This window comes from Prevotella sp. tf2-5 (genome assembly GCF_900115435.1).
In the GTDB taxonomy this organism is placed as follows: domain Bacteria; phylum Bacteroidota; class Bacteroidia; order Bacteroidales; family Bacteroidaceae; genus Prevotella.
This window is the reverse complement of sequence record NZ_FOWK01000010.1, coordinates 101011-114414: the sequence shown is the minus strand read 5'-3', so window position 1 is coordinate 114414 and position 13404 is coordinate 101011. Positions and strand designations below refer to the sequence as shown.

The 13404-nt window shown below is 44.6% G+C and carries 13 protein-coding genes; 4 read left to right on the top strand and 9 right to left on the bottom strand.

Going from position 1 to position 13404, the window contains the following annotated elements; all coding sequences use genetic code 11:
- Positions 1-7 precede the first annotated feature (7 nt).
- Positions 8-1468: an AmmeMemoRadiSam system protein B gene (gene amrB, locus BM257_RS11085; protein ID WP_255405816.1), complete on the bottom strand. Its 1461-nt coding sequence runs from the start codon at positions 1466-1468 to the stop codon at positions 8-10.
- Positions 1469-1688: 220 nt separating this feature from the next.
- Between amrB and BM257_RS11075 the strand changes: the two genes are divergently transcribed.
- On the top strand, positions 1689-2033 hold the full coding sequence (locus BM257_RS11075) for a hypothetical protein (protein WP_143096837.1): 345 nt from the start codon (positions 1689-1691) through the stop codon (positions 2031-2033).
- Between the two features lie 335 nt (positions 2034-2368).
- On the opposite strand, the gene BM257_RS11070 is transcribed toward BM257_RS11075, so the two are convergent.
- The gene (locus tag BM257_RS11070; RefSeq protein ID WP_092072424.1) at positions 2369-2728 is read right to left on the bottom strand and encodes a hypothetical protein; all 360 of its coding nucleotides are present in this window, start codon (positions 2726-2728) and stop codon (positions 2369-2371) included.
- Positions 2729-3089: 361 nt separating this feature from the next.
- Between BM257_RS11070 and BM257_RS11065 the strand changes: the two genes are divergently transcribed.
- Together BM257_RS11065 and aroC are read left to right on the top strand one after the other, a co-directional pair.
- Positions 3090-3671, top strand: coding sequence for an FKBP-type peptidyl-prolyl cis-trans isomerase (locus BM257_RS11065; protein WP_092072421.1), 582 nt, complete (start codon positions 3090-3092; stop codon positions 3669-3671).
- Positions 3672-3707: 36 nt separating this feature from the next.
- Complete coding sequence (aroC, locus tag BM257_RS11060; protein WP_255405814.1) at positions 3708-4781, top strand: chorismate synthase; 1074 nt, start codon at positions 3708-3710, stop codon at positions 4779-4781.
- Between the two features lie 171 nt (positions 4782-4952).
- Here aroC and BM257_RS11055 read toward each other — a convergent pair whose 3' ends face one another.
- The 5 genes from BM257_RS11055 to BM257_RS11035 form a co-directional block, all read right to left on the bottom strand.
- Complete coding sequence (locus BM257_RS11055; RefSeq protein WP_092072415.1) at positions 4953-5861, bottom strand: dihydroorotate dehydrogenase; 909 nt, start codon at positions 5859-5861, stop codon at positions 4953-4955.
- Positions 5849-6625, bottom strand: coding sequence for a dihydroorotate dehydrogenase electron transfer subunit (locus tag BM257_RS11050; protein WP_092072412.1), 777 nt, complete (start codon positions 6623-6625; stop codon positions 5849-5851). The genes BM257_RS11055 and BM257_RS11050 overlap by 13 nt, the downstream gene beginning before the upstream one ends.
- A 66-nt stretch (positions 6626-6691) precedes the next feature.
- The gene (locus BM257_RS11045) at positions 6692-7141 is read right to left on the bottom strand and encodes a helix-turn-helix domain-containing protein (protein ID WP_092072409.1); all 450 of its coding nucleotides are present in this window, start codon (positions 7139-7141) and stop codon (positions 6692-6694) included.
- A 772-nt stretch (positions 7142-7913) separates the two neighbouring features.
- Complete coding sequence (gene holA, locus BM257_RS11040; RefSeq protein ID WP_369821323.1) at positions 7914-8906, bottom strand: DNA polymerase III subunit delta; 993 nt, start codon at positions 8904-8906, stop codon at positions 7914-7916.
- Between the two features lie 130 nt (positions 8907-9036).
- Positions 9037-10944 carry a tetratricopeptide repeat-containing sensor histidine kinase gene (locus BM257_RS11035; RefSeq protein WP_177216097.1) on the bottom strand — a complete coding sequence of 636 codons (1908 nt, stop codon included), beginning with the start codon at positions 10942-10944 and terminating at the stop codon, positions 9037-9039.
- Between the two features lie 230 nt (positions 10945-11174).
- Here BM257_RS11035 and BM257_RS11030 point away from each other — a divergent pair, with 230 nt between their 5' ends.
- Complete coding sequence (locus BM257_RS11030; protein ID WP_092072400.1) at positions 11175-11624, top strand: type I restriction enzyme HsdR N-terminal domain-containing protein; 450 nt, start codon at positions 11175-11177, stop codon at positions 11622-11624.
- A gap of 26 nt (positions 11625-11650) precedes the next feature.
- Here the strand turns inward: BM257_RS11030 and BM257_RS11025 are convergent, their stop codons facing one another.
- Positions 11651-12505: a zinc ribbon domain-containing protein gene (locus BM257_RS11025; protein WP_092072397.1), complete on the bottom strand. Its 855-nt coding sequence runs from the start codon at positions 12503-12505 to the stop codon at positions 11651-11653.
- Between the two features lie 44 nt (positions 12506-12549).
- Positions 12550-13344 carry a Nif3-like dinuclear metal center hexameric protein gene (locus BM257_RS11020; RefSeq protein ID WP_177216100.1) on the bottom strand — a complete coding sequence of 265 codons (795 nt, stop codon included), beginning with the start codon at positions 13342-13344 and terminating at the stop codon, positions 12550-12552.
- Positions 13345-13404: the final 60 nt, after the last annotated feature.

The following is a 13404-nucleotide window of genomic DNA, read 5'->3' as shown; positions in this document are numbered from 1 at the left end:
TTTCAATTTAAAACACGATCGCTTCATAGACATATAGTTCGGCATCCTTCCAGCCATCCCAACCAAGTCCAGCCTTATCCTGCGAGCAATGCCCTACGAACTCTTCCTTCGTCCAGTTCACCTCATCGGCAACTTGAGGCAGGAAAGTTCCACTGCGATAACCCTTGCGGATATAAATACCATGCCGATGCAACTCAAACTCATCGAGACTCTGGATGCGACGCATGGGGGTGAGTACGGAAATCTCAATATCGATATCATCTAATTCCTCACGACTGACAGGCATGAAGCGTGGATCTTCGAAGGCAGCAGCACGAGCCATCTCTGCTACTATCTCATACAAAGGCACGTCTTCTCCGAAATGTCCGATACAACCACGAAGATGCCCGTGTTTGTGGAGAGAGACGAAAGCACCACATTTGCTTCGCAGTTGAGGGTTGAGCGTTAAGAGTTGAGAGTTTTCAATCGACTTGCCGTCAAGGGAGTCCTTGATGCTATTGAGGGCTATCTCCTTCAGTTGCTTCTTGTCTGCATCAGTAAGGGTGAAGCCTGCTTCTTTGCGAAGGAAGGCAAAGGAGTGATAGCCCACCACGCGAGAAGGATCATGGTTGTCAATATCACCCGAGTTCTGGTACATCAGGTGCTTGATATCGTATGGTCCGTCGAGCATCAGCATCAGTGTAATGATGGGAAATTCACCACAGGCACTCGTTGCCAAGTTGCGCTTACCACTACGTGCATTTGCTTCGATGGTGGCAATGAACTGTTCCACATCACCTGTCTCAATGGCTTTGCCTGTTATGGCATCCACCTCACAGGCATCCTCATACGACGGATAGTGGGAGAAGTCGCTGCTGATGATGAAGAGGTTCTCGTCTGTAAAATAGGATTTCAGCACTTCTGCCATCCGTTTCAACTTCTGAAAGTCGTTGGTGGAGATGATGATGGGGACAATAGGAGGCACTTCTTCAAACCTGCGCTGCAGGAAAGGCAGTTGCACTTCCAGACAATGTTCCCTGTCATGCGCCTTTGCTTGATAAGAGAACACGCTGTCTTTCTTCGTCAGTTCAACACAAGTCTCATGATCTACTTTCACATTGCCCAACGGTGTGGCGTAATAATCAGCCTCCGTGTTTATAGATGCTCCGTCGAGCCATTCGTGATGACTCGGTCCCAATAGGAATATCCGTTTGTATGGCTTATTGGTAGGAATCGTCATATAGGCGGATGCTGCCACATTACCAGAGAAATAATAACCAGCGTGGGGCACGATAAGGGCTGCCACATGCTCATACATGGTCCTGTCACGATGCAGTGCCAGGAAACTGTCAACCTCAGCACTCAGTTCCTTGGGGTTGCCTGTGTAGAAGCGATCTGCCTGAGTGGCAGGTCTCACCACAGGATTGTTTGTCTTTTCGTTACACGAATTCACCATCATCAATAATAATGAAACGATACTCAGAATCATGCCACAAATATACAATTATTTTGATAATAAACAAAATATTTGGGTATTTCAGAATAAAGATTCATCTTTTGTTATTCACGATTCTTGGTGTAATATTCCGATATGATACGAGGAAATATGCCTTATCGTCCTCGCCATCATCTGTGGGACTGAAATCATCGACATACCAGTCGTTACGCTCAAAACGAAGGGCAATCGTCGTTTCAGAGTCACTGAAATTATGAATGATAAGATCGACGAGACACGTAGAATCTGTAACGTTATAGACCTTTGCCACTTTGCAACTCCAATCGTCAGAGAAATCCTGTCCACAGACCCAATGGTCGTAGTCAAACAATATGTCATCCGTTTCGTGTCCGACTTCGACAGCCGCATTTTCTACGACCTTGTACTGCACTATTCCACGATTGGCGAGGACGAGAGCAATCCACGCTACTACCTGCACGACTGCTACCCAGCACAGTTCATCAACGACGAGCGCACGCAGGCCAACATTAAGAAGAATGCCATGCAGTGGGAGACTTTCACAAAGTATCTTGAGAGCAAAGGAAAGCTGAAGAAGTAAACGAACATGAACAAGCAAGAAAACTGGGGACTCTTGCTCTGGCAAGCGACTTTGTCGATGACTGACTGATCCACTTTCTTGTGTGATTATTTGAGGTGACAATGGACTATTATCTGCCGAGAATGAAATTAATATTAATTTATTTTGCATTCTTCTCGCTTATTCGTATCTTTGCAGCAAGATATAATGAAAGAAATGCGGAGGGTCAGCCCGATAACACAGGGACTATAAGATGAAGCATGACGAGATATATTCAGCAGCCCAACTGGACAAAAAAAAGAGCCGCAGATCTCAACATCTGCGACTCCTGGTTATTAATACTTTCTTTTTCTCTATTACTTCAGACCACGGTTGTTCATCGTTACGTTAAGCAGCATCACGTACTTCTTGTACTGATCGTGATTGAGCACGTAATTCATGAAACCAAGATCCTTCTTGACAGCAGCGTCGACACGAGCGTCACGCTCCTCCTTACCATACTGAGTGGCGAACATCAGCTCAGAGCAGAAGGTCTTGTGGATCTCAGCCACAGCCTCTACCTGGTCGTTGGCAAGATTCAGAGCCTTGCTCAACTGGTTCATGTTCACGCTCAGGTTGTAAGCCTCTGCGTTGTTTACACTGTTCATGTTCTCGTTCTCAGCAAATGTGAGCGTCATGCTCATCATAGCTACCATCGTTAAAAACAGCTTTTTCATTTTCGTTACCCTTTCTTTTCTTTACTCAGGGCGGTTGTGTTAATTCCGCTCTTACTTATTAATAATGTTATCCTGTTGCGCAGCCCTTTTGGCTTACGCTGCTTTCCCGTTTAACGGGCAAAGCTCAATTTTCTTTTGTCGCCCAGTTTTTTCTGTTTGACGATGCAAAGGTACGGTATTTTTCGATACACTCCAAACATTTGGGGGCACTGTGTGCGGAAACAGCCAAAATTCTTGACCTCCGTCAAAGAATCACAGTTTTCTTGTTTTTTTATCATTTTCGCATTAAACGTCCTCGTTTTTTGCCTATTTCAAAATAATTTCGTAACTTCGCAGCCAAATTGTAAAACTAAAGCAGACTATGAGTAATATGATTCATAAATACATTGCCGTGAGCTACCGTTTGTTTGTAGACGGCGATAACGGCAAGGAGATGGTGGAGGAAGCCACAGAAGAGCAGCCATTCCACTTCCTCACAGGTTTCGGCATCGCACTGGATGCCTTTGAGAAAAAACTGTTTGACGTGCCTCAGGGCGACAACTTCGAGTTCTCGCTCGACAAGGATGAGGCTTATGGTGACTATGTGCTGGAGCACGTGGTAGAACTGGACCGTGAGGTATTCTCCATCAACGGGCATTTCGACCATGAGCATATCTACGTAGATGCTGTAGTGCCTTTGCAGAACGAGGACGGCAACCGCTTCTATGGCAAGATTGTGGAGGTGGGCGAAGAGAAGGTCAAGGTTGATCTGAACCACCCATTGGCTGGTGAGACCTTGCATTTCGCAGGAAAGGTGCTGGAGAACCGTGAGGCTACTGATGACGAGGTCAAGGCAATGATTGCCCGACTGAGTGGTGGCGGCTGCGGGTGTGGCTGTCACGACTGCGAGGGAGACTGCGACGGTCATCATCATGATGGCTGCGACTGCGGACATTGCCATTAAGAGTGGAGAGTTGAAAGTTAAAAGTTGAGAGTTGAGGTGAACACATTTGGTAACATATTCACACTGACGACATTCGGAGAGAGTCATGGCGAGGCGATAGGCGGTGTCGTAGACGGCATGCCAGCCGGTATTCCCATCGACGTGGACTTCATCCAGAGTGAACTGAACCGTCGGCGACCTGGTCAGAGTTGTATCACAACAAGTCGTCAGGAAGGGGATGTCGTGGAACTGCTCAGCGGGGTGTTTGAAGGGTGTAGTACGGGATGTCCCATCGGCTTTATCGTGCGCAATACCAACCAACACTCGCAGGACTATGACAATATGCGACAATTGTACCGTCCCTCGCACGCAGACTTTACTTACGCTACGAAATACGGAAACAGAGACCACCGGGGCGGCGGCAGGTCTTCCGCACGTATCACCATCAGTCGTGTGGTGGCGGGGGCTCTTGCTAAGCTGGCACTGCGTCAGCTGAATATCAGCGTACAGGCATATACCTCACAGGTTGGGAATATCTTACTGGACAAGGATTATCGGAAATACGACCTGTCGATGACGGAGACGAATATCGTTCGCTGCCCAGACCCCGTGAAAGCGGATGAGATGATACAGCTGATCTCTGAGGTGAGAGCAGCGGGTGACACCATTGGCGGAGTCATCACCTGTGTCGTCAAAGGTTGTCCTGCAGGACTGGGAGAACCGGAATTCGGCAAATTGAACGCTGCTTTAGGCTCTGCGATGCTGAGTATCAATGCCGTCAAGGGCTTTGAGTACGGAGAGGGCTTCGACGGTGTCACCGCACGAGGCTCAGAACAAAATGATGTCTTCGTGAACAATTACGGACAGGTAGGTACGCTGACAAACCACAGCGGAGGTATCCAGGGGGGCATCAGCAACGGACAGGACATCTACTTTCGGGTGGCTTTCAAGCCTGTGGCTACCCTACTCCGCGAACAAGATACGATAGACATTTATGGCAATGCCACCAAACTGACGGCAAAAGGTCGTCATGACCCATGTGTACTGCCTCGCGCCGTACCTGTTGTGGAAGCAATGGCAGCCATGACCATTTTGGACTATTTTTTGCTCAATAAATCGACAAAATTATAGCTTTTTGAATTTTAATACAAAAAAACCAAAAAATTTTTGTAGTTCAAAATATTTGTACTATCTTTGCAATTGCATTTGAGGGGTTTGGGAAAATCCCGATATGCTTTAGTTAAGTCTAGTTTAGTTTTTGTGTTGGTTGAGAGCGGTTCATTTGACCGCTCTCAAGTTTTTCTACCCTAGACATCCTATAATCTCTGATATAGAACGGCATCCGTGATGGTCGAGCCAGTCATTAATACCATCACGCACCTGAATGGTGACTGCAGGATTGATGAAGTTTGCAGTACCAATCTCTATCGCCGTGGCTCCAGCCATGAAGAACTCGATGGCATCGCTGGCTCTCATGATACCTCCCAAACCCACAACAGGGATCTTGACGGCTTTTGCCACCTGCCATACCATGCGCAACGCAACGGGCTTGATGGCAGGACCACTGAGTCCTCCCGTATTGATGCTCAACAGAGGGCGACGCTTCTCGATATCTATCGCCATACCCATCAGGGTGTTGATCAATGACACGCTGTCTGCCCCCTGTGCCTCACAGGCACGGGCGATCTCCGAGATATTCGTCACGTTAGGAGAGAGTTTCACGATCAGCGTCTTATGATAACGCTCACGGACTGCTCTCACGACACTCTCGGCTCCCGCACAGGTGACACCGAAAGCCATACCACCGTCTTTCACATTGGGACAGGAGATATTCAACTCTATGGCTGGGATCTTCTCCAAGGCATCAATACGGGCGGCACATTCCGCATAGTCTTCCGGAGAGGAACCACTGACATTGACAATCATATTCGTATCGATATCCTTGATCTGCGGATAGATATGCTCACAGAAATAGTCAACACCCTTGTTCTGCAGTCCTACGCAGTTAAGCATCCCCTGCGGTGTCTCTGCCATACGGGGATAGTCATTGCCCTCACGAGGTTTCAGCGTAGTACCCTTCACGATAATACCTCCAAGACCATCTAAGGGAATAAAATCGGCAAACTCTAAACCATAGCCGAAAGTCCCTGATGCTGTCATCACTGGATTCTTCAGTGACATCTTACCTATTTTGACGCTTAAATCTGCCATAACAACTGTTTTACGTTAAACACTGGTCCTTCCTTACATACACAGAGGTTGCCATTCGTGGTCTTTTCAACACAACACAGACAGGCTCCCAATCCGCACGCCATCATATTCTCCAGCGATGCCTCACACTCCACTTTCGCTTTGTGAGCGTAACGCGCCACCGCTACCATCATGGGCTTGGGACCACAGGTAGCTATCCGGTCGAAATGTTCCTTCTGCAAGACTGAATGGTTGGTCACAAAACCTTTCTCACCCTCAGAACCATCCTCTGTCGTAATAAAGACACGTCCATACTGCATGAAAAGCTCTATCTCCAATAAATCCGCCTTTGTACGGGCTCCCAAAAGGAAGGTGGGCTCAATACCCGCTTTCCGCATCTCTGCACCCATATACAACAAGGGGGCTACACCAACACCACCGCCTACAAGCAGAATATGCTCCGCAGACTCCGCAGGCATCGTGAAACCATTGCCCAAGGGCAATACACAATTAACGATATCACCCACCTGGAGGCGACCTAACTGACGGGTTCCCTCACCAATCATTGCCACCATCAGCCATAACTCGTTACGTGTCTTATCCACAAAGTTTATAGAGATAGGACGACGTAGGAAAGTGGTCTCTGAACCGTCTACACGCACTTCCACAAACTGTCCAGGAAGCATGTCAGGAAGGGGAGCGTCATCGGTCAGTTTCAACAATACATGCTTAGGACTGATACGCTCAACTTGTTTGACGGTCAGGTCGAGAATATATTTCTTCATATACCTTATTATATTATAATTGGTGCAAAATTACGAAAAAAAAATGAGAACACCACTAGTGTGTCCTCATTTAGTCTTCATCGGAACGAAGGTTTCATAGGTCTGATCATCATAATAAACCCGTATTTCTGTTACCTTTCTTGGCTCTTTGTCAACTATTTTCAAAACTTTCGGTATGTTTTCAGGTGGTGTATTCCGTACACTCTGCGAGGAAGAGGCACCTGGATAGTCCGAAACAGGTTGATCGAAGTCCAGCATCTGTTCCGTCGATGACTGTTGGGTGACTTCAGAACCTTCTGAAAGTGGAGTCAAGTACATATTTCCATGACCCATCAACAACCAATCGGTGTTAATAGAGGGTAGTTTATTTTTGATCGCCTCGACCACATTCAGGGTGGGGCGGGTCCTACCAGTGAAAATACTACTTAAAGTTGCAGGGGATAATCCAATGAAATCTGCAAACACTTGTTGACTCATGTGCTGCTCTTCCATGATGCGTTTAATTCTGTCTTTCATCACTTATCAAGTCAATTTTGGGGTAAAATACTCATTTTTCTTTGATTTTACAAAGGTAAAACAAATTTTTGAAAGAAACAACAAATACGAAGAGATTTTTAAGATTTAAATTGTACATTTTGATATTTAAAGTTGTAAAATGTAATGTATAATCTGTATATTGTATATATTAGATTTGTAAATCTTAATTTAAAGATATAAAACGACGTCGTAACAAAATAGAGTATATTCATGTAACTAACTGATTTTGAATTTATTAATATTAATACACAAACGAAAAACACTAGATATATGCATTTTTGAGAGAAGATAATGCGATATAATTATCACCATTTACATGATTAAATACATATATCTATCTAGTTTTTAGAAATATATGATAGTTATACGGTCATGAATACCTATAAAACAGGGAGTTTTTTCGGATGCTTTTGAATGCAAAATTATAAATCTACATTTTAAAATGTGGATAATTTTGTAAATGAAGTATATTTTCAATTTAAAACAACAATTACAATTTCACTAGATTTAATTGTGTAAATTCACAAAACGATATCTTAAAAGAGTTTAAAACAAAATTTGGAACACCAAAATCAGCGAAAATTTAAAAATTTCGAAGAATTCCGAACGAGCGTTCAATTCATCAGAAATACGCAAAAACAGAGGGGGTAAAAAAGAGGAAAAACGCTTTATTTATCAGCGTTTGAAGCCCAAAATTTATGTTCAGGTTTTGAGTAAAAATAGAAAAAAAGGCATTAAAAAAATGCCATTTTTAGTGTAAAATGAAGAAAATTAGCTCCTTCATCAGCTCTCCAGAAGGGGTATTTGGGTTGTCTAAACCCTTACTTTTGGCATCAATTTCTCTTATTTTGCTGATAATTTGTAGCACTTTCATTCCAGTATAATTCCGCATACCTGTCATATAGTCTTTGGCTGCCCATGGACTACGTAGATCCAGCCATTGCGCTACCCCATCCTGAGAGTTTTTCTGGGGACAATAATGTGCTAACATTAGATTTTGGAAGTAATTAAAAAGCAACGGGAGAAAGGAATAGATACTTCCTGCCTTCGGATTTTCGTCAAAATATTTCATGATTTGGTTTGCTTTGAACACATTTCGGTTCACAATAGCATCCCGAAGCTCAAATCCGTTGAAATCTTTGCTCACCCCAATCTGATCCTGTACCACCTGAGGTGTCACTCTCCTATTATTTTCCGGAAGCGACAGCAAAACCTTGTCTAATTCACCCACCAGACGGCTTAAATCAGCTCCTACAGCGTCCGCAATCAGTTGGGTGGACTTTGCGTCAATACTGGCATTTTTAGCCGCCAGAAAGCCCTCTATAAAGGCAGGAAGGTCTCGATCACGTAATTTTTTGCTCTCAAAAAGCACTCCATTCTGCTGTATCGCCTTCACATACTCCTTTTTTCGCCCGTCTATCGTACCGTTTTTATGGCACATCACCAAGATGGTTGAGGGCATCGGAGACTTAAAATACTTCTCCAGAGGCTCTGTATTCTTCACGTTCTGGGCTTCCTTGACGATGATGACCTGGTATTCAGACATCATGGGATAGCGTTTAGCGGCATCCACTATTTGGGAAGCATTGACATCAGAGCCAAATAAGACGGTTTGGTCAAAGTCACGCCCTTCCGGTTGTAGCACATTGTCTGCCAACCAGTTACTGATCAAGTCAATATAATACGGCTCATCACCCATCAAATAATAGACAGGGTGAAAATGGCGAGTTTTCAGCTCACTCATTACAGAATCATATGTCACTGCAGCCTGAGCCATGTTGCAAAGTTACGAAAAGTTGAGAGCAAAACAAAAGATTTTATTCTTTTTTTGCCGAGACAGAGCAAGTTCGACGAAATCAGAGTTACAAAATATCTCAGGTGTGATTATCAGGAATTCTAAGGATAAAACGAGTTCCTTCCTTGTATGTATCATCTAACATTAAGTCCCCATTGATTTTTTGCGCTATACTGCGTGCCAACGGTAATCCTAGCCCTAAACCACGTTTAAATGAGTCCACTTTATAGAATTTCTCGAAAATACGGTCTCTTTGGTCCTCAGGAATACCTATTCCCGTGTCTGTCACACAGATATCTAGCATAGAGGAATCCTCACCCTTCCTGACCTGTAGTTTCACGCTTCCTTTCTCCGTAAACTTCAACGCATTACTGAGCAGTGGTCGCAGAATCCCCTCCAATGCCTTTAAATTGCTTATCACGGTGTGTTTATCATCTAGTTGCGACTCATAGGCAATCTCCAGTCTTCCATTATTGACCGCCTCAACCCTCTCCAGCAACCCCTGGCAGAACAGATAGACATTCACGCAGTCTTCCAATTTATAATTGTTCTGACTCTCTACCTCTGAGAAAATCAACAGTTCATTGACAAAGCTAGTAATCTCACGGGTATTCGTCTCTATGCTATTCACGATATTCCGACGTTCCTCCCCGTTCAGATGGTAGTCCGGGTTACCGATAACCTGCGAGAAGCCTGTTATTATATTAAGGGGAGTGCGTATTTCATGAGACACATGCTGGATAAAGGCAGTCTTCATACGATCACTCTCCTTAGAATGGTCAAGCGCTAGGGCAAGCTCGCGATTCTTCTGTCTTAAACGGTTCATGAAATAAAGCCCCAGCATCCCCATCAAAACTAAGGCTATGATAATCACCCCCAGCACAATATAGACTTGACGGGTCTTTACCTGTTGAGTCTCCCGCTCCATCTCATCCACTTTGTAAAGCGCATTAAACTCATTCAGTTGGTTTTTCACATCCTTGATATTCAGAGAATCCGACAGGAAAAACACCTGTTTGTAAAGGTCTGCAGCTTCCTCAAACTGATGCGACTGCAGCATGATTTCCGCCCGTTGTTTCTTGAGCATCAGCACACCCGACGGGTCTTCCTGGACAGTATAGCGCCCTATAATCTGGTTATTGAAGTTCAATGCTTTCTCATAGTCGCCCTTCTTCAAATAAAGTTGCCCAAGATTATAAAAAACAGATATCTGCGAGTTATCCTTCACATCCTTGGTCGCCTCATACGCTTTCATCAACAGATCCTCTGCCTCCGACAGTCGTCCCAGACCCATCAGGGCTGTGGCTCTTGAGTTATAATAATATGTATAATATGAGGAGCCTAATGATTTTCCCTGGTCCACTCCCAGTTCTTTCCGATGAGAATCCAAATAGACCCGCCAAAGATCCGTAATCTCCAGCATACGTTTATAATTCTTCACCTCCGAGAGAACCGAACAATAATACGGATAGACATCCAATAAAGTTGAACCTATCTTGGACTGATTCAGCGCCTTAATACACCGTTCATATGCCTGTATCGCCTCCTCGTGAAGACCAATATCCATATAGGCATTCCCCATGCCATAGGAAGCGAGTCCGATACCATAGCTGTTATCTCGTCGCTGGGCGTCCTCATACATCTTCTTTACCTCACGCAATGCCGTATTACTCTGACTGGTAAAGATATAATGGTTAACGATCAGCACCCATATATCATAATAGAGCTTCCAGTCAGAATGCTTTAGCATAAACATTTGGTGCTTGGGATACTCCGCCAACAGGGAGTCATCCTTATCAGTATTATAATAATAGTAAAGCAACGCTGTACGTGCCGTTGCCTGCATCTTCACATCGCCTTGCCGCTCTGCCTCTGCCAGTAAATCAGCAATAGTCTGACGTTCCTTCTGTGTCTCTCCCCCATAATAGTAGAGATTATATAACTTGTAATAAGCCTGTATACGTTCCTTACCCTCCAGTTTTGGCAATTCTTGCCGAATAGAGTCTACCCGGTTATTTAAAATCGTCTTTCCCTTCGCCGTATAAGAAAGTAAAAGCAGAAATAACAGACTTATTGTTATTAAAAAGCTTCTATTCCTCATAGTTTTCGGTTTTATTGGATGCAAAGATACAAAATAATTAGAAAATCTTCATACACAAAACGTTTAAAAAAGGATTAAAAAAATAGAAAATAGAGATTTTTTTGTACCTTTGCAATATGTACGAACTCAATCTGCCTACATATGAGGTACAACTAAGGGGTATGCGAGAGAAACCTGAGATTTTCGATTTTCTCCGACGCCGTTTTGTGAAACTGACTCCAGAGGAGTGGGTTCGCCAGCATTTCGTACACTGGTTGGTAGAGCATAAAGGATATCCTAAAGGGTTGTTAGGTAATGAGATAGAACTACAAGTAGGAGAAAAGAAACTACGTTGCGACTCCATTCTCTATGACCAACAGGCTCTACCCAAAATGATCATTGAATACAAGGCTCCCACCATTGCCCTTTCACAAAAGGTATTCGACCAGATAGCAGTATATAACCAACTCTTACACGTCGACTATCTGGTTGTCAGCAACGGGATACAACACTATTGCTGCAAGATGAACTATGAACGCAACAGTTATGAGTTCCTGATGGATATTCCTGATTATAAAACAATATAGGCGTGGAAAAATCCACGCCTATACTTTTATGCCTCTGTCTCAGGAGCCTGTGGCTCATCAGCGGCTTTCTTGGTGGTCTTGCGAATAGCACGCTTACGTGTCTTCTTTTCCTCTGTACCAGGAACCGCAACCTTCACTCCAGCAAGTTCTGGATCAATCATGATACGACCGCAATACTCACAGACAATAATTTTCTTATGCATCTTGATATCCAACTGACGCTGGGGTGGAATCTTATTGAAGCAACCACCACAGGCATCACGCTGTACATAGACGATACCCAGACCATTACGCGCATTCTTACGGATACGTTTGAAAGAAGTCAGCAGACGTGGCTCTATCTTTGCCTCTAAGTCTTTCACCTTAGCTTTCAGCTTATCCTCCTCGGCACGTGTCTCCTCCATAATCTCATCCAGCTCACCCTTCTTCACTTCCAGGGCTTGCTGACGGTCCTCTATGATATCCTGGTTCTTTGCCAGTTCCTCTTTCTTCTCCTCGATACGGATCTGAGCGTCCTTGATTTTCTTGTTACAAAGCTCGATTTCCAACGACTGGAACTCAATCTCCTTGCTCAGCGTGTCGTACTCACGGTTATTCTTCACGTCATTCAACTGGTTCTTGTAACGTTCCACACTAGCCTTTGCCGTCTCTATCTCACCTTTTTTCTGGTTGATAGCCATTTCATACTCTTTGATTTCGCTCTGAATCTTCTCAATACGAGTGGTCAAGCCCTCGATCTCATCCTCAAGGTCTTGTACTTCCAGAGGCAGTTCACCTCTCAACGCACGCTTCTCATCAATACTTGAGAGTGTGGTCTGCAGTTGATAAAGGGTCTTCAGACGCTCCTCAACCGGCATGTCCATAGGATCTTTTTTTGCCATAATTCTTTTTAATTTTTCGTTATTTCGTTATTTCGATATTTCGACTAAAGATAAATAATCGGATTCGTGCAGGTCTCTGCAATTTCCGTGCGTACCTCAGGACACTCCCCCTGGATGATGTCACGGAATATCTCGCTCGTAAACTGCTCGCTCTGATAATGGCCGATTACACATATCTGGAGACACTGCTCATAGCCGAAATACTGATGATAGTGCATCTCTCCTGTAATAAAGGCATCGGCACCTTGCTGAAGGGCATCACCCAAGAGGAAATCCCCTGCTCCACCACAGACGGCCACACGTTGGATAGGACGACGCAGGAGCTCGTTACACTGCATACACTCCACCCCAAACCGTCCCTTCACCAGATTGACAAAAGCCTGGGCATCCATGGCAGAGGGCAGACAACCTATCACACCGTTACCTGCCTCGATTCCCTCCACAGTCTTCTGAGCAAAGAAGGCACTGTCTGTCAAGCCTAATTTCTCTGCGATTTTCCAGTTCACACCGTCCAACGCATTATCCATATTGGTATGCATCGACACCACGACGATATCGTGTTTGATGACTTTGATGACACAACGCTGCACATAGTCGGCATCACTGATCTGCTTGAGTCCATGGAACAACAAAGGATGATGACTCACGATGAGGTTACACCCCTTCGCGATCGCCTCGTCCACGATTTGCTCGTTGACGTCCAGACACAATAATGCCCCTGAAACCTCCGCCTCTGTCAGTCCTACTTGCAGACCAGCATTATCCCAGCTTTCCTGCAAGGGCAGAGGCGCGAATCGTTCAAGGGCGCTCAGCACTTGCTTTATCTTCACGCTTCTAATATAATTACGGCACAAAGATACAGCTTTTTAAGCAGATATCAAACGCCGCAAACTATTTTT

What these genes read in the sequence shown, in the direction of transcription:
- amrB (WP_255405816.1), bottom strand. Translation starts at nt 1,468, where the DNA reads ATGATTCTGAGTATCGTTTCATTATTATTGATGATGGTGAATTCGTGT.
- BM257_RS11075 (WP_143096837.1), top strand. Translation starts at nt 1,689, where the DNA reads ATGAATGATAAGATCGACGAGACACGTAGAATCTGTAACGTTATAGAC.
- BM257_RS11070 (WP_092072424.1), bottom strand. Translation starts at nt 2,728, where the DNA reads ATGAAAAAGCTGTTTTTAACGATGGTAGCTATGATGAGCATGACGCTC.
- BM257_RS11065 (WP_092072421.1), top strand. Translation starts at nt 3,090, where the DNA reads ATGAGTAATATGATTCATAAATACATTGCCGTGAGCTACCGTTTGTTT.
- BM257_RS11055 (WP_092072415.1), bottom strand. Translation starts at nt 5,861, where the DNA reads ATGGCAGATTTAAGCGTCAAAATAGGTAAGATGTCACTGAAGAATCCA.
- BM257_RS11050 (WP_092072412.1), bottom strand. Translation starts at nt 6,625, where the DNA reads ATGAAGAAATATATTCTCGACCTGACCGTCAAACAAGTTGAGCGTATC.
- BM257_RS11045 (WP_092072409.1), bottom strand. Translation starts at nt 7,141, where the DNA reads ATGAAAGACAGAATTAAACGCATCATGGAAGAGCAGCACATGAGTCAA.
- holA (WP_369821323.1), bottom strand. Translation starts at nt 8,906, where the DNA reads ATGAGTGAGCTGAAAACTCGCCATTTTCACCCTGTCTATTATTTGATG.
- BM257_RS11030 (WP_092072400.1), top strand. Translation starts at nt 11,175, where the DNA reads ATGTACGAACTCAATCTGCCTACATATGAGGTACAACTAAGGGGTATG.
- BM257_RS11025 (WP_092072397.1), bottom strand. Translation starts at nt 12,505, where the DNA reads ATGGCAAAAAAAGATCCTATGGACATGCCGGTTGAGGAGCGTCTGAAG.